This is a genomic window from Chromatiales bacterium 21-64-14 (assembly GCA_002255365.1).
In the GTDB taxonomy this organism is placed as follows: domain Bacteria; phylum Pseudomonadota; class Gammaproteobacteria; order 21-64-14; family 21-64-14; genus 21-64-14.
Window position 1 is genome coordinate 1 of the sequence record NCBI01000027.1, and the last position, 15,859, is coordinate 15,859.

Below are 15,859 nucleotides of genomic sequence, written 5' to 3' on the forward strand. Positions count from 1 at the left end.
TTGAATCATCGCCCGCTCTTCAATACTCAATTGCTCGTAGATTTTTCCCATGCAACATTATCCCCTAAAATTGTTGCACTTGGGATTTGAGCGCGCCGTATTTTTTAATCAGTCATACCCGCCTAGCATGGCTACTCCATGAACCATGAACCATGAACCATGAACCGTTCCGTAGTGGAGGACCCTATGCAGATAGACATCCAGGCACGCAACTTTTCTCTGACCGACGCCCTGCGCAGTCACGCCGAACGGCGACTGCGCTTTGCCCTGACCTACTGTGACGATCACATCCGACGGATTGTTGTGCGGCTATCCGACATCAACGGCCCGCACGGCGGTGCTGACAAGCGCTGCCATCTTCAGGTAATGCTGAACGGTCTACCCGATGTAGTGGTAGACGATACGGAAACTGATCTGTATGTCGCCATCGACCGCGCGGCCGATCGCGCCGGTCGCACAGTGGTACGCAAGCTTAACCGTCAGCACGCCATGCTCAGGCAGGGCAATACGCCAGAATTCGACACGCCGTTGTCAGACATCACCGCCAGCAGCTAAGACAGGAGTAACAGTCTATGAACAGCCCCGCGATTCTCACGACAAGCCAGAGCCAAACAGCCACGCTCGCCACCAACAAAGTGGTCCGCAACACGTATATGTTGTTGTCCATGACACTGCTGTTCAGCGCGCTGACCGCCGGTGTATCGATGGCGCTGAAGCTGCCCCACCCGGGACTGCTGCTCACACTCGGCGGCTATTTCGGTCTGCTGTTCCTGACGACGAAATTCAGAGACAGTGCCGCAGGATTGGCCTGCGTATTCGCACTGACCGGCTTCATGGGCTACACATTGGGACCCATTCTCAATGCCTATCTCGCCATGCCCAACGGTGGCCAAGTCGTGATGACGGCCATGGGTGCCACCGGTGCTATCTTCCTCGGCTTGTCTGGTTACGCGCTGACGACGCGCAAGGACTTCAGCTTCATGGGCGGATTCCTTATGGTTGGCATACTCGTGGCCTTCCTCGCCGGTCTGGGCGCGGTATTCTTCGAAATGCCCAGCCTTGCGCTGGCGGTGTCATCCATGTTCGTGCTGCTGATGGCGGGTCTGATCCTGTACCAGACCAGCAGCATCATCCACGGCGGCGAAACCAACTACATCATGGCGACCGTGACGCTGTACGTCTCCATCTTCAACCTGTTTACCAGCTTGCTGCACCTGCTGGGCTTCATGAACAATGAAGAATGAAATCATATCCATCGCAAGAGGATACCGATATGACACAGATGACTACACTCGACGAACTCCATCAACACATCATCCTGCTGGCTGATGTCGAAGAGACGGATGCGCCTTTTATCAGCTGCTACCTCAACCTCAAAAACGGGCAGCGCGGCTGGCGCGACGCGCTCGACGAACGCGCCCGCATCCTGCGACGCCTTCACAAGGGCAACGACCTCGCAGATATCGAGGAGGCTCTGGGGACAATAGAGGCTTGGTTGAGCTCCAATCTACTGCCCGAATCAAAAGGGGTGGCAATCTTTGTCCGCGGCACTTTCGGCGGAAGCTTCATGTTGCCCATGCAGTTTGCCGCGCCACTGCCCACCTGGATCGCGGTCTATCCCACACCCAACATCTATCACTTGGTGGAACTCAAGGACAATTACCACCGCTACGCGGTATTGATTGCCAAACCGGACCGGGCCTGTATCCTGGAGGTGAATCTGGGCGCGGCCACGATTCAGGCCTGGATAAACGAGCCGCCACTGCGCAGGTGCGTGGGGCAGAAATTGGGCCGGCCCCGTTACCAGACGCCTCCAGTTCGGCCAGAGCGGCTTCGGCGCTGGGCGCGGTGTAGATCGGCTTGATTGCTGCCGCCAGCGCCTGGCGATCCTTCCAGCTCGCGTAGTCCAGACTGTTGCGGATCAGATGCACGATGGGCGGAAAAGGGGACGGAGGGATTAAGGTTTAATCCCTCCGTCCCCTTTTCCCGTCCCCTTTTCCGGGGTATAGCGTTTTCGGTGTTGAGGCCGGCCCGCTGGTACTGCTAACCCGGACCCGTGTTTGGCAGGTCCGTTGGAAGTCCGAATCTGCGGGTCAGATGGGCACTCATAGAATGCCAGACCCTTCGGGAACCCCCACCCGGTGCGGGGGCTGTGCCCCGGATCCTAAGGAGCGCCGCTTGCCCGAACGGCTATCGACCCTGCTTTCTAATCGCCCATTGCCGGACTAACCCGCCCTGGAGCTCGAGTTCTGTCGATAACTGTACGAAGCAGCAATCAGGTTAGACTGCAAACGCAGCTGGCGCGGACGAACTGTGGCGAGGACATGCGACACATTGGGGCTTTGCAACGATAAGGCAACGGATCGGCAAACGTCTTGCGAGCGCCGGGGTCTAGCCGCGTTGCCCCGGTCCGTGCATAATTAGCTACGGTACTCTAGAAAGCACCTACATTTGGACGACGATGCCTCGATTTTCCTCGAAGTCATTAACTTTCATAGATGCCTTCGCCGGGTGTGGCGGCCTCTCACTTGGACTCATGCAAGCTGGCTGGACCGGGCGCTTCGCCATTGAACGCGATAAGTTCGCCTTTGCGACACTGGCAACAAACTTGCTGACCAAAGGATCGCCCTACAGGTACATCTGGCCACGCTGGCTCCCGAAACAGCCGATTGGAATAGCCGAACTTCTGAGTGGCTATCACGACCAGCTCGAAAAGTTCTCCGGAACTGTAGACGTATTGGTAGGCGGGCCACCATGTCAAGGATTTTCGAGCGCTGGACGTCGGAAACATAACGACCCGAGAAATAAGCTATTTGATTCGTATTTGGGTCTTGTAAAAATTATTAAGCCGAAGGCCGTTCTAATCGAGAACGTCCGCGGATTTACCCAGGACTTCGGCGCCGGAGAGGCCAGAAAAAACTTCGCTCAGGCTCTCAAGGCCCGACTATCGGATGCCTACACGGTATATGAGCGGTTGCTTGACCTATCAATCTTTGGTGTACCTCAGGCCCGAACGCGCTACTTCGTTTTGGCCTTTCGGTCTGAGTTAAACGTTGCGGACCCATTTGCGCACCTTCAGACACGCCTACCGTCGTTCTTACGTTCACTGCGCTTCACGGTACCAGTGTCATCGTGGTCCGCGATCTCAGACCTTGAGGTCGGGCGCGGGGGCACTCAGCCGTCGACTGAGAGCAAGGGGTTCGAGGAAACCAGATACACCGGTCCACAGACACGCTACCAGAAACTGATGAACTCGGGTTGCGCTGTTCCTTCGGACCTTCGACTCGCGCGACATGCCGTGGAAATTGCCGATCGCTTCAAGGAGATCATTGAACTTAGCCACGCAGAAGGTCGCCTTAACACGACCATTGGTGCTGATATTCGCGCGCGCTTCGGACTCAAAAAGATGGCGTTGCGTGTACTCGACCCGGACCGCCCATCACCGACGATCACAAGCATGCCTGATGACCTATTGCACTACGCAGAGCCCCGGACACTTACTGTTCGCGAAAACGCGCGCCTACAGACATTCCCAGATTGGTATTCGTTCCAAGGAAAGTACACGACGGGGGGGCATCTCCGGAAGCACGAAGTGCCTCGGTTTACCCAAGTAGCGAATGCTGTCCCGCCACTCGTTGCACGTGCGATTGGGGAGACACTAACCGATCTACTTAGGAGCACCGCCAGAACGGCAGCACCGAGTAACAGCGCAAGCTCACGCTTGCATAGCTTCGAGCAGCGCGCGAAAGTCCGCGCGCAGGTTCAAAATTAATTTGCGCAGCGTTCGCATCTGGTCAATATCGACGGCTTCGCCAGCGGCATTCACAACACTGCTGGACTTCCTTTGGGGGACTAAAACGGCGTGCCCGAGGGTATTCCGCTTCGCAACGACGCCCTCTCGATACGATCGAATCGCTTCCGCACTAGCAGCGTGCGCAGAAAATTCGTCCATCCCAAGAATACTGACCAGCATCCGCAAGCGGTCATCCGACGTAAAAAGCATGTGTGCCTTGACTAGAGCCCCCACGCTTGGGTCATTTTGGAGCCTTTCTGCTTGTCTCTTGACGTTGTCAACTTTAGCAGTCACGCGCTCGAGGGCTGTCCGAATGAACTCCCGTTTGCCCGCACCGCTCAGTTTATCGTGAGCTAAAGTCAGGCATGAGTTAACCATGTGATCGATGTCGCTTGTTGCGCCCATGACGATGCCTCGCGTGTGATCGAGGTCAAGAACTTTTCTGATTAGGGAATGAAAAACACCGACGACCTCGTCGACCAGATTTTCCCGACTAGCGCAGAAGACGCCTTCCAGTTGTTTCTGGTACGCCTTTTTCCGTAGCTCTTCGGCCGGCTTCAGTCCAGAATAAAAAACCACATCCCTGTAGTGTACTGTCTCCCGAATGCGCTCAATGGCATCCTCACCGTTCACATTGTTGCCAAGATCCCAATCCACCAGAATCAGATCGATTTCATCACGAAAAACGTCGTCGTCGACCGCCGATTCCACCCCCTCAAGCGTGGAGCAGACGAAAGGTTTAAATTCAAAGCCTTCATTTTCCATCTCCAGGGAAATCTTTCGGACCTGTGCTTGCACATGATTCGGCTGGTCATCGACCCAGAGCACATTGAAATCTAGCCTCACACGCGTCTCCCTTTTGCGGAAATTTTGATAATGAAGCCAAATCCCTTTGTTTCTTGATCCTCAGGCTCGATGCTGCCGCCCATTTCGCCAAGCGCTTGCCGAACATGATAGAGCCCAAGTCCGGAGCTTTGTGTGGTCGTATACCCCATTTCAAAGATACGTGAGCGGTTAGTTCCGGGAGCAAGGCCGCGGCCATTATCAGAAACGTGGATCGTTAGGCTTCCCGTCTCTCCCTGCGAGAGCACAAACTGGATACGTGAAGCCTTCGCCTTTTTGGCATTGCTAATCAGGTTGTCAACGATGATCGATGCATCGATTGGGTTAAATCTGATCTTCATGCCGGGATGGGTATTTTCTACCCCAATCTGCAGGCGAGCACTCCCCGTCGTCCGGGCAATTTGTTCGATGTAGTCAGAAATAAACGCAGCAAGGTCGGTCTCGATCTTCTCCGCGTCCAGTTTGAAGTTCGCCTTCGCTGCGAACTTTGTTACCGACATGACCTTACGGTTCAGGAAGGCCATTTGTTCCAACGTTTTCAGGATGGAGTCTCGCGGGATCGAAGTCTTGCCTGCCGTCTCCGCAAGGAAATTTTCTATCTGCTGCGCAATGTCAACGGCATATATCGTAACCTGATGGTGCAAGTTCAAAATTGTCGCGGTGTCAACATTGACAAAGGACTCCAGAAAATGTGCTCTCCGACGCTCAGTTTCTACTTCAGTTTCGGCTGTCGTCGCCCTTAGGTTTGCGGCTTCCACTTGCTTCAGGGCCTTGTCGGCAACGCGGCGGGCATCCGCTTCTGACTTCCTCAGGTCATCAAAACGACGTTCGGCGGCATCAAGTCGGGCGAGCATCTTTTTGTCGCTGGTCTTCTCGGCAATTGCGCGTAAGCTAACGAGCGATGCTTCGAACTCGCTGGAGCGTTCATTGATAAGACTGACGAGCTGCTTGCTGTACTGGAGTAAATGGATCTTATCGTTGTCGACTAGATTAGCCAGTGCTACGGATACTCGTGCACGTCCTGGGTCTGTCATCAAGCGCGAGAGGTCATCCGTGGTGGCTTCTACTTTGTCAACCCAAGACACAGGAACAACGTATTTTTCCAGTCGCTTTAGACAGTGGTCCATAACGGCCTTGCGCAACTGACCAACGGCTGGCGTCTCGATCAGTCCCTGATTTCGGCTGGACGCCTCCTGAAAATCTTCATCTGAGCCGGACACATCAGCGCGCCCGATAACTTCACGCGTACCCAGAAAGCGCGCGTAGCCTTGCTGCTTTCTCCGACTGAAGCCGAACCAGTCGTCTCCATCTTCACCGATCGGATAAACACGGAAGTTGTTGCGAAAGAGAAATACTGATCCGAACTGCACTGACGGCAATCCGACCCGGCGGGTGAACGTGCTCTTCGCTGACTGGTTCAAGTAGTAAATTTCGCACCGGAATCCGGCATTGGCTAGATGGTTGTACGGATTTGGTTCAACAATGCGATAAATAACCTCGCCGCGGTCTGTGAGCGTGGTGAAGAGCTCCTCCCCGTCGATAATCACCCGTATAAATGTTGTTTTTTCCTGCAGCGTTGAGAATATGAAATTACCGATCTGCCCATTGACAATGTCTTTGGGGAGCAGCTTTTCTTTATCCTTGGAGTATTGGAGTTTTAGCTGCTTGTCGTTAGCTTCCTCATCAGGGGCCGTTATGTCTATACGAAAGGCGTCAACCTCTTCGCCGAATGGGTTGATGAGTTTCGCTAACGATGCTTTTAGGTGAAGGATACGCTGTCGGGACCAGGGGCGCCGCAGTCGTCGAATCGTCACGATAGTGCCATGTTTGAGAGACGACTCGAACTTGTGAAGCTTGGGCGGAAGGTCGAATGCGTGCTGTTCGACGTAGCGAACGGGAACTTTATCAAAGTGCTCTTGGCTGTCGTTTTCGAAGAGTTCCCAATCCACGGTCAGCCGATGGACTCGTTTGGCGCTGCCCTTCGGCCGACTTTGTATGACAACCTCTTCGCCAAGGCGGTCCGATGAGAACCGGCCAATGCCCTTACTGCCAGCATAGTGGTGTCGCTTGGCAGCAATGTTGCGGAAGTCGCCGGTGGGGCGATTGGTGCGCTTCGATGAATACGCGACGAATAGCCACTTATCCCTTAAGTCCTCATAAGACATCCCGGAGCCGTTGTCTGCTACGACAATCGCCTCATCGCCGAAATAGAGCTGCACACTATCTGCTCCGGCATCGAAGGAATTCTTGACTAGCTCAAAGATCGCAACTTCGTCATCAGTGATAAGCTCACGACCCAACACACGCTTGAGGCCTGTGCTGACATCGAAGTGCAGATTATTGTTATCTTTGGTTGTCAAACTCTCTTCCTACATAGTGTGCCTATGCTGAAGCACCTAGAAGTACCTAACTGAAGGATACGAAATCCGCTGCCATACGGCGAGTATGCCCACCACTGCGCCTCAATGCTCCGCGGGTTGGGTGTTTTCAGAGGGAGGGCTTGCGTGCCGGGCAGATCGTCTGGGTGGGGCTGTTGGCTTGTCAGGTTTAGTGACTCTCCCGGATAGCTTCTCTTTCGTTGATGAGGAAGAGTTATTAACACCAGAGGCGGGGCTCCGCCCAGACAGCGAACCCCGTTGAGGTAAGGTACGAAAGGCTCTGCGAGATGTCTACATATTGTCTACACGGCAACTGCGCCATAGGGCGCTTCCCTGCAACGTATTGTTATTCTGGTGCCGGCGAGAGGACTCGAACCTCCGACCTACTGATTACGAATCAGTTGCTCTACCAACTGAGCTACGCCGGCGTGCGGGCTGAGTATAGACAAGGGGTCTCGGGCGAACAACTCATGCAGACGGGGTCTCGCCGCGCCCACATGGGGTATATCGGTCCGTTCAGCCGGTTTGGTGGCGTACTCGGATGATGACGTCGACGCCCTCGGCGACGGTGCCGTCGGGCAGACGCGGGAGTTCGCTGATGGTGACGGCGCTCGCATCGATGTCGGCCAGGGTCCCGGTGTCGACGTTGTAGAAATGATGATGGGCGGAGGTGTTGGTGTCGTAGAACACCCGCGTCGGGTTAACAATGACTTCGCGGATCAGGCCTTTTTTCGCGAACAGGCCCAGGGTGTTGTAGACCGTGGCCTTGGAGACTCGGAGATGGTCCCCGTTGACCTGGGCCAGGACTTGGTCCGCGGAAAGGTGTTGGGGACGCGCGAACAGCACCTGTCCGATCTCGACCCGCTGGAGGGTGGGGGCGATGCCGCGGTCTTTGAGGAACTCAATAACCGCGGCGCGCGTCAGGAGCTGGTTGTTCATGAGGTTTCCCATTTCAATTCAGTATACTGTAGGAAATTAGACGAAGTCTATCGAGGCGCCCCAGCATCGGGCAGTGCTACCACGCCGATTTTTGCACCGTCACTGAATTTCCGGGAGATTTTGGGGCAGGTGCGGCGCCATCTTTGCGCTGATGGCGTCAGGCCTCCAGTGCCTCCGGCCGTGCCGCTTCCAGCCTATAAGGAGCTGGATCTATAATTGGTGTAATCTCCAATATTAGTTCCGACAATAATCGTGCTGAGGCGGGGGCCAATACGACGCCGTTACGGTAGTGGCCGCTATTGACATAGAGTCCTTGGATATCAGGGTGTTCCCCGATAAACGGAATGCCGGCCGGGGATCCAGGCCGGAGCCCGGCCCAATGGCGTTCCACGGGGACTTCGGCGAGCGCCGGGAGCAGTTCCAGGGCCGCGGCATGGAGGGTGCGCTCCGCCTCGGGGGTGGTGGCCTTATCGAACCCGGCGTGTTCCAGGGTGCTTCCCGCCAGGATGCGCCCGTCGCGCCGCGGGATTATGTAATGTCCACGGCGCAGCACGATGGGCGACACGAGACCCGGCGCGGCGCGAAACAGGATCATTTGGCCGCGCACCGGTTCCACCGCCAGTGGGAAACCCAAGGGGGCCAGCAACCCTGCGCTCCAGGCGCCGGCGGCTACCACCACCCGCCCGGCCGGGAATTTCCCGCGTGCGGTGACGACCCCGGCGACTTTCCGACCCCGTGCCTGTACCTCGTGGACCGCGCAGTCTTCAATCAGAGTGACGCCCGCCGCGAGGAGGGTAGCCCGCAGACCCCGGGCCAGCCGTGGGTTGCGGATCTGCGCGACCTCCGGGAGCCACAGCCCCGGGCCTGGGTCCCCCAAGCCGGGGACGAGTTCCGTTACCGCACGGGCGTCGGTGTGCTCCAGACAGGTGCCCCCGCGTGCCGCCCAGTCGCGTGCCGTATCGTGGTCCTCCGCCCCCAGGGTCAACAACCCACTGCGGGTCCACTCCGGATCCACGTCCCCCCGTTCGACCACGGTCTCGGCGAGGTGCGGGTAGGCGCGCTGGCTCCAGGAGGAAAGGCGCGTGATGGCATCCGGTTGCCGCCACGGATAGAGGGGGGAGAGGATTCCGCCCCCGGCCCACGAAGCCTCGCGGCCCGCCGCGCCGCGTTCCAGCAGGGTCACCGATAGCCCGGCGTCCCGCAGCTCCAAGGCGGTGAGCAGGCCCATCAGACCTCCACCAATCACTAGGCAATCGGGTACCTGTGCCACGGCATGCCCCAGCCGGTCCAGTCCGGCCTTGTGCGGAATCGCGCTGTCCGCACCCATGATCGCATATCATCGCGGCGCTGATAACCGGCCCCGCGTGGCGTCCCGTCCGGCAGCGGGCCGCGACGTGTGGGGTCCCATGCGGGGCCGTTCCGTACCGTGCGTGCTTCGAGGCCGCGGCCGCTGATCTCGGCCCATGTCAATGGTGCCAGCCCCGGAAGGTTGTGCCGCCCCACCGCCGTTCGTCGGAGAAATCCAGCCACCGGTCGGTTTTCTAATGAAACCGCGCCGCGCCCGCCGTATAACCGGTGTCATGAACAATACCCGTGGTTTTACCCTGCTCGAGCTGATGGTCACCCTGCTGGTGTCCTCGATCCTGCTGGCCATCGCGGTGCCGGCGTTCCGGTCCGTGGTCCAGCAGAATCGCTTGGCCGCAGCGGTAAACAGCTTGGTGGGGGCCTTCGCGATCGCACGCAGCGAGGCGGTGAAGCGGGGCGTAAACGTCACCGTGTGCCCCAGTGGCGGCGGCACGAACTGCAACAACGCCGCGCCTTGGCAGAATGGCTGGCTGGTCTTTACGGACGGGGGCACCATCGGCACGGTGGACGGCACCGATCTGATCCTGCGGGTGGGCCAGCCCGTCACCGGTGGCGTCACCTTCACAAGCAACGGATTTACCAACAGCTACGTGACGTACACCGCCGCCGGTTTCATCAACGGCGGGGGCGGGAACCTTACCGTCTGCGCGCCGAAAGCCACCTTCGGCGGCTCCTCCGGTACGACAATCACCTTGGACCCCAGCGGACAGGTCAGCTCCAATGCCTACAAGTGTCCCTGAAAACCGGCCCCGTTGGCGCGCTGCCACGTGTACCCAGGAGCACGGCCAACGCGGCGTAGGCTTGGTCGATGTCCTCATCGCACTGGTGGTGCTTTCCATCGGGCTGTTGGGGCTCGCGGGGCTGCAGGCCAAGAGCCTGAAGTTCAATCACAGTGCATACCTCAAGAGCCAAGCTACCTTGCAGGCGTATGACATGGCCGACCGGATGCGCGCCAACATGCCCGGGGTGACCGCCGGCGACTACAACGCCATTAGCGGGATCGCGGCGGCGCCCGCGAATTGTACGGCCACCAACTGCAACAGCGGCCAGATGGCCCAATTCGACGCGTTTCAGTGGAACACGGACAACCGGAATCTGCTGCCGTCGGGCCAAGGCACGGTGACCCGGAATGGCAACGCCTTCACCATCACCGTGATGTGGGACGATCAGCGCACCGGCGCCACCGGCACGGCCTGCAGCGGCAATCCCAAGGTGGATCTGACCTGCTTCCAGACGAGCTTCCAGCCATGAACCACCGACGCTTGGCGCGCATTTCTTACCGGCCATTTGCGAGGACCGCTGCTGAATCCTCCGGGGCGGGGCGTGCTCTCGGTGCCCGTGCGCCGCACCGCCGCGAAAAATTCCAACCCGCGCCGCCCCCACGTGGCGCCGGGTTCAGCCTGGTTGAACTCATGGTCGCTATGGTGATCAGCCTGATCCTGCTGGGCGGGGTGATCCAGATCTATCTGGGGTCCCGGCAGAGTTACCGGGTACAGGACAGCCAGGCCCGGCTCCAGGAAAACGGGCGCTTCGCCATGTATTTTCTGAACAAGGACATCCGCATGGCGGGCTACATGGGCTGCAACCGGCTCTCTTCCATCACCCCTAACGTGATTGCCAATCCACCGGTGCCGACCTTCAGCTCGGACACGGTGCTGCTCGGCGGGGATCCGGGAACATGGCCCAGTTCCTATGGGGTGACCCAGCCGAGCAACTGGGTATCCGGGACCTCGACGATCATGGTGCGCTATGCATCACCGGCGAGCGTGTCCCTGGTGGGGAACATGTCGACTGTCAACGCCAATATCCAGCTCAGCGCCAACCCGAGCGGCTACCAGGCCGGTGACGTGCTCTTCATCACGGATTGTTCCAGCGCGGATGTTTTTCGGGCCACCAATGTTTCCCAATCGTCCGGAACGGTGACCATTGCGCACTCCAACAGCCAAAATGCCGCCAATTTTTTGAGTAAGGCCTACCAGACCGACGCTCAGGTCATGTCCTTCGACTACGCCCTGTATTACATCGGCACTACCGCGACCCCGGGGGTCAATGCCCTGTACCGCCAGGACATGAAGCAAACCCAGGAATTGGCGGACGGGGTACAGGACATGCGGCTCCTGTTCGGTCTGGATACTACGGGCGATGGTGCGGCCAACATATACGACACCGCCACCACGATCGATGCCCTTGGTTCCGCCGGCTGGCCCTCGGTGGTGAGCGTGCGGGTCAATCTGCTGTTGGCAACACCCCAGGACAACTTGAACACGACCAGACAGCAGTACATCTTCAACGGAACGACCGTGACCGCGCCGGACCGCCGGCTCTATGCACCGTTCGGTGACACGGTCACCGTGCGCAACCGGACCATGTAGCCTGATGGAGGGCCCTGCCATGAACCGTAAACAGGTGTGCCCACTAAGGGCCCAGGCTGGGTCGGCGCTGATCGTCAGTTTGTTGATCCTGATCGTGCTCACGGTGCTGGGCGTGGCGGCGATGAGCACCAACAGCCTGGAAGAGAAGATGGCTGGTAACACCCGGCAGAGCGATCTTGCGTTCCAGTCGGCGGAATCAGCCCTACGCGACGGCGAGATCGACCTGAGTACCAATAACCCGACCGGTTACAACAGCGCATGCACGAGTGGCTTGTGTCTGCCGTCGACCACAGGAATTTCGGTGTGGCAGACGGTGAATTGGGCCACGAATGCGCGGGCCTACGGGGCCTACACCGGTGCCGCCGCGCTCGCGGGTGTACCCAAGCCGGCCTACATCATCGAGCAGATGCCCCCGGCGGTCACGCCGGGGTGCAACCTCGGTCAGACCGGTACCTACAACAACGGGCCGTGTAGCTTCCAGGTCTACCGCATCACCGCTCGCGGGACAGGACCAGACGGCACCGCTGTGGCCATGTTGCAAGAGGCGTACAAGCCGTGAGGCAGGGATTGAGCGGGAGCGCTACCCGGATCCAGTCCATCGACGCGTTCGGCGGAGTGCCGCGGCGTCACCAGCGAGGTTTGTTGACATGACGAGTCAGCGTGTTCTACGACGCAAATCGAGAGCCGCCATACAGGGGCTGATCGCCCTGTGCCTGACGGTGATGGCCGGTGTGCCGGCGTCCTACTCGGCTCCACCCTCGTCGTCACCCCCGTCCCCGATCCCCCTGTCGGACACGCCGCTGATCCTGGTGACCCCGGCCCACCCGCAGGTTCTGATGCTGCTGGGCAATTCCCAGTCCATGGATGGCAATCTGTCCGGGGCCATCATGACCGGCGCACCGGGGACATATCCGGTGTTCACGGGGTTTACCCCCCCGGTCCAAGGTCCGAACTCGGCCGGGGATGCTCCCTATACCGTAACCAACAATGGGGTGCAGTACGACAACTCCGACAGCCGGCTAAACGTGGCCAAGCAGGCCATCCAGCAGACCCTGACGAACTATCAGGCGGTAACCGACTTCGGCTTGATGGACCTGGGAACCAGCGGCAGCCCGGTTCTTTATACCACGTGGGTGTATTTCATGAGTCAGCCCGGCGGGTTCACGTTTACCTCCACTGCCGGCAACAACACCTATGCGAATCCCTGCTACAACGTCGGCAGTAACCCCTACCGGATTTCGAGCGGAGACTGCAACCCCTTGGCGGTGCCGTACCGCAGCGCCGCCACCAGCGATCCGTACTTTGTCGCGGCCCAGACCAGCGACGCGCCTTCCGTCAACGACGTGTTGTATGCCCCGAGCAGCTATCCCACGGTATTCGTGAGTTACGATGGCCCCTACAAGGGAACGAACTGGAGCGCCGGCAAGGTTACCAGCCCTTATCCGCCGACGTTCTCCCTGACGGATTACAACAATGGCAGTGTGTTGATGGGATATCACCACGTCTATGGTTACGGCTGGCCGTTCGCGACCGGTCCCACCAACGCGGGCTATGTCCCGTACTCCGACGAAGTGATGTATGCCGAGCGGGGGTTCGGCTACTATAACAACGTAACCAACAGCGGAAAGCTGCTGATGCCAGTGGCGGTGGACAGCACCAGCCGGCGGTCCAGCTTCGCTGCGCTCCTGGCACCGGAGACCAATCAGCCGGATAGCGGGGAGATCAAATCGAACGCGGTCAATGCGGCCCTGGCCGGTATGTTGCAATCCGCCTATGGTTACTACACCGGCTCCTCAGCGCCCCCATCCAGCAACGGCTGCACACCCCAACGCTATGTGGTGCTGATTACCGACGGCTTGCCGACAGTGGACTTGGCCGGAAACGCTTGGCCGCCCCTCGGAAGCGATGCGGCAAACGGCTATGGCGTAAGCGCCACCTTTGACTCGACGACGGGCGCGTTGTCCAGCACCAACGACCAGGCCTTGACCGATACGATTGCCCAGATTGCAGCGCTTAAACAAGCGGGGATTGACACCTACGTGGTGGGCATGGGGGCCGGAGTGGATCCCACTAAGAATCCGCAGGCCGCCGCGAGCCTCAAGGCGATGGCCTACGCCGGTGGTACCACGGACTATTTCGCGGCGACTACGCCGTCTCAGGTGGCTGCGGACCTGCGGGTGATCCTTACGCAGATCCAGTCGAACAACCTTGCGACGAGCAGCGCCGCAGTGGATTCCACCAGCCTGAGTTCCACCAGCACGGTCTATCAGGGGCGGTTTAATCCGGACGACACCCCTTACAACGACTGGACCGGCGACCTGTTGGCGTTCCCGCTCGGAACCGGCAGCTCGGTAAATACCACCAGCGCCAGCGCGATATGGAGTGCGCAACAGAGGCTGGACGCCAAGGTTGCGGGTACCGGATGGGACTCGGGGCGGGTTATCGTGACGTATGACCCGGTAAGCAGCAGCGGGGTTCCGTTCCGCTGGGCCGACATCAGCTCATCGGGGACCAACAATCAGCAGAGTCTGCTGATGACTTCCACCACGGACACCCTGGGACCGGCACGACTGAATTATCTGCGCGGCGACACTTCCAACGAGGTACGCAACGGTGGCACCTTCCGCAATCGCTCCCATATTCTCGGGGACATCGTAGACAGCGCCCCCTTGTACGTCGGCGCCCCGGACGGGCCTTACCAGGATGCCTCTTATCAGTCCTTCAAGACTGCTCAAGCCAACCGGATGCCGGTCATCTACATCGGCGCAAACGATGGGATGCTGCATGCCTTCAATGCCAGTAGTAACCCGAGTATTGGTGGGCAGGAGCTCTTCGCCTTTGTTCCGAACGGCGTATTCGATAATTTGCTTAACCTCACTGACTCCAGCGCGACTGCGGGCCACCGCTTCTATGTGGACGGAACGCCCACCGCTGGGGATGTCCTGTTCAACAACGGGACCTGGCACTCCATTGTGGTTGGCGGTCTCAACAACGGTGGGAACAGCATCTATGCCCTCGATGTGACCAGTCCTTCCACCATGACCACCGAGACCGGGGTGGCCTCGAATGTCCTGTGGGAGTTCACCGACAGCGACATGGGACAGAGCTACAGCCGTCCCGAGGTGGCCCGCGTCAATAGCGGTAGCAGCGGTACCAGGTTCGTGGTGGTATTCGGCTCCGGCTACAACAACAGCAGCCAGATGCCGTTCCTGTATTTTGTCGATGCCCAGACGGGAGCCCTGGTTGACAAGATCAACCTTTGCCAGGGTCAGCCCACCAGCGTGTGTGACCCGACCAAGCCTAACGGTCTGTCGAGCCCCACGGTAGTCTCCCTGGATGGCACCGGGTTGGTTACCAGCGTTTATGTGGGCGACCTGCAGGGCAACATGTGGCGCGTCGACGTCTCTTCCGGGAACCCGTCCTTATGGTCGGCTACGCCGATTTTCAAGGCGCAGGACGCCAGCGGCAATTCCCAGCCGATCACCACGGCGCCCACGGTCAGTCTGCAGCCAAACTTCCCGGCCAAACAGGGCCTGATGGTTTATTTTGGCACCGGCCAGTTCCTGGGGCCGCCGGATATCACCAATACCGATCCCCAGACCTTCTACGGAATCTGGGACAACAACTGGCCTACGATGCCGACCCGGGCCAATTTGGTGCAGCAGACCGTCACCGTCGCGACCGTCTCCCCGCCGATATTCAACGGTGCTACCCAGGTGCGGCTGGTGAGCCAAAACCCGATCGACTGGAACACCAAGGAGGGCTGGTACATCGATCTTCCGACGCCCGGCGAGCGTTCCATCACCGACTCCCAGCTGGTGGGCGGGCGGATCATCTTCACTACCTATACCCCGTCGTCCAATGTCTGTTCCGCAGGGGGGCAGAGCTGGCTGATGGTGCTGGATTTCGCCAGCGGCGGGGCCTTGACCAAGCCCGAGATCGATCTTAATGCGGACGGGAAATTGGATAGCGCGGATACCGTCAATGGTGCGGTTCCGGCCGGGATCCCCATGCAGGGTCTTGCGTCGACACCCACGATTGGTAAGGATAAGCATGGCGACATCGGCGACTCGAAGCTGGTGAGCCAATCCACGGGGGCCATCGAGCGGGTACAGGAGCGTGGCGGCCTCCTGCAGGGGCGTCTGTCTTGGCGCCAGATCCAGTGATGG

General features: G+C 59.0%; 14 protein-coding genes and 1 tRNA gene. 8 read left to right on the forward strand and 7 right to left on the reverse strand.

Annotated elements, in window-relative coordinates; translation table 11 throughout:
- Positions 1-186: 186 nt before the first annotated feature.
- Complete coding sequence (locus tag B7Z66_11740) at positions 187-555, forward strand: hypothetical protein (protein OYV75688.1); 369 nt, start codon at positions 187-189, stop codon at positions 553-555.
- A gap of 17 nt (positions 556-572) precedes the next feature.
- Positions 573-1,244 carry a BAX inhibitor protein gene (locus B7Z66_11745; protein OYV75689.1) on the forward strand — a complete coding sequence of 224 codons (672 nt, stop codon included), beginning with the start codon at positions 573-575 and terminating at the stop codon, positions 1,242-1,244.
- 2 nt (positions 1,245-1,246) lie between these two features.
- Here B7Z66_11745 and B7Z66_11750 read toward each other — a convergent pair whose 3' ends face one another.
- On the reverse strand, positions 1,247-1,441 hold the full coding sequence (locus B7Z66_11750; GenBank protein OYV75690.1) for a hypothetical protein: 195 nt from the start codon (positions 1,439-1,441) through the stop codon (positions 1,247-1,249).
- A gap of 208 nt (positions 1,442-1,649) precedes the next feature.
- On the reverse strand, positions 1,650-1,931 hold the full coding sequence (locus tag B7Z66_11755) for a hypothetical protein (protein OYV75691.1): 282 nt from the start codon (positions 1,929-1,931) through the stop codon (positions 1,650-1,652).
- Between the two features lie 530 nt (positions 1,932-2,461).
- On the opposite strand from B7Z66_11755, the gene B7Z66_11760 reads away from it, so the two are divergent.
- Positions 2,462-3,772 carry a DNA (cytosine-5-)-methyltransferase gene (locus B7Z66_11760; protein OYV75692.1) on the forward strand — a complete coding sequence of 437 codons (1,311 nt, stop codon included), beginning with the start codon at positions 2,462-2,464 and terminating at the stop codon, positions 3,770-3,772.
- Here the strand turns inward: B7Z66_11760 and B7Z66_11765 are convergent.
- The 5 genes from B7Z66_11765 to B7Z66_11785 all read right to left on the reverse strand — a co-directional run bounded on the left by B7Z66_11765 (position 3,716) and on the right by B7Z66_11785 (position 9,280).
- A complete protein-coding gene (locus B7Z66_11765; GenBank protein ID OYV75693.1) occupies positions 3,716-4,639 on the reverse strand; it encodes a hypothetical protein in 924 nt (307 codons plus the stop codon). The two genes, B7Z66_11760 and B7Z66_11765, sit on opposite strands and share 57 nt — an antisense overlap.
- Complete coding sequence (locus tag B7Z66_11770; GenBank protein OYV75694.1) at positions 4,636-6,996, reverse strand: hypothetical protein; 2,361 nt, start codon at positions 6,994-6,996, stop codon at positions 4,636-4,638. Before B7Z66_11770 ends, B7Z66_11765 begins: the two co-directional genes overlap by 4 nt.
- A gap of 370 nt (positions 6,997-7,366) precedes the next feature.
- Positions 7,367-7,442, reverse strand: a tRNA-Thr gene (locus B7Z66_11775).
- A gap of 88 nt (positions 7,443-7,530) precedes the next feature.
- Positions 7,531-7,965 carry a transcriptional repressor gene (locus B7Z66_11780; protein ID OYV75695.1) on the reverse strand — a complete coding sequence of 145 codons (435 nt, stop codon included), beginning with the start codon at positions 7,963-7,965 and terminating at the stop codon, positions 7,531-7,533.
- 145 nt (positions 7,966-8,110) lie between these two features.
- Entirely contained in the window at positions 8,111-9,280 is a 1,170-nt protein-coding gene (locus tag B7Z66_11785) for a glycine oxidase ThiO (protein ID OYV75696.1), read from the reverse strand.
- A 136-nt stretch (positions 9,281-9,416) separates the two neighbouring features.
- Here B7Z66_11785 and B7Z66_11790 point away from each other — a divergent pair, with 136 nt between their 5' ends.
- From B7Z66_11790 to B7Z66_11810, 5 genes are all read left to right on the forward strand, one after another.
- The gene (locus B7Z66_11790; GenBank protein ID OYV75697.1) at positions 9,417-10,058 is read left to right on the forward strand and encodes a hypothetical protein; all 642 of its coding nucleotides are present in this window, start codon (positions 9,417-9,419) and stop codon (positions 10,056-10,058) included.
- Positions 10,039-10,569, forward strand: a complete 531-nt coding sequence (locus B7Z66_11795) for a type IV pilus modification protein PilV (GenBank protein ID OYV75698.1) — start codon at positions 10,039-10,041, stop codon at positions 10,567-10,569. The genes B7Z66_11790 and B7Z66_11795 overlap by 20 nt, the downstream gene beginning before the upstream one ends.
- Complete coding sequence (locus tag B7Z66_11800) at positions 10,566-11,690, forward strand: hypothetical protein (GenBank protein OYV75699.1); 1,125 nt, start codon at positions 10,566-10,568, stop codon at positions 11,688-11,690. Before B7Z66_11795 ends, B7Z66_11800 begins: the two co-directional genes overlap by 4 nt.
- Positions 11,644-12,249, forward strand: a complete 606-nt coding sequence (locus B7Z66_11805) for a hypothetical protein (GenBank protein OYV75700.1) — start codon at positions 11,644-11,646, stop codon at positions 12,247-12,249. Before B7Z66_11800 ends, B7Z66_11805 begins: the two co-directional genes overlap by 47 nt.
- Positions 12,250-12,337: 88 nt before the next feature.
- Positions 12,338-15,856: a hypothetical protein gene (locus tag B7Z66_11810; GenBank protein OYV75701.1), complete on the forward strand. Its 3,519-nt coding sequence runs from the start codon at positions 12,338-12,340 to the stop codon at positions 15,854-15,856.
- Positions 15,857-15,859 lie beyond the last annotated feature (3 nt).

What these genes read in the sequence shown, in the direction of transcription:
- B7Z66_11740 (OYV75688.1), top strand. Translation starts at nt 187, where the DNA reads ATGCAGATAGACATCCAGGCACGCAACTTTTCTCTGACCGACGCCCTG.
- B7Z66_11790 (OYV75697.1), top strand. Translation starts at nt 9,417, where the DNA reads ATGTCAATGGTGCCAGCCCCGGAAGGTTGTGCCGCCCCACCGCCGTTC.
- B7Z66_11810 (OYV75701.1), top strand. Translation starts at nt 12,338, where the DNA reads ATGACGAGTCAGCGTGTTCTACGACGCAAATCGAGAGCCGCCATACAG.
- B7Z66_11795 (OYV75698.1), top strand. Translation starts at nt 10,039, where the DNA reads ATGCCTACAAGTGTCCCTGAAAACCGGCCCCGTTGGCGCGCTGCCACG.
- B7Z66_11805 (OYV75700.1), top strand. Translation starts at nt 11,644, where the DNA reads ATGCACCGTTCGGTGACACGGTCACCGTGCGCAACCGGACCATGTAGC.
- B7Z66_11800 (OYV75699.1), top strand. Translation starts at nt 10,566, where the DNA reads ATGAACCACCGACGCTTGGCGCGCATTTCTTACCGGCCATTTGCGAGG.
- B7Z66_11780 (OYV75695.1), bottom strand. Translation starts at nt 7,965, where the DNA reads ATGGGAAACCTCATGAACAACCAGCTCCTGACGCGCGCCGCGGTTATT.
- B7Z66_11745 (OYV75689.1), top strand. Translation starts at nt 573, where the DNA reads ATGAACAGCCCCGCGATTCTCACGACAAGCCAGAGCCAAACAGCCACG.
- B7Z66_11760 (OYV75692.1), top strand. Translation starts at nt 2,462, where the DNA reads ATGCCTCGATTTTCCTCGAAGTCATTAACTTTCATAGATGCCTTCGCC.
- B7Z66_11785 (OYV75696.1), bottom strand. Translation starts at nt 9,280, where the DNA reads ATGGGTGCGGACAGCGCGATTCCGCACAAGGCCGGACTGGACCGGCTG.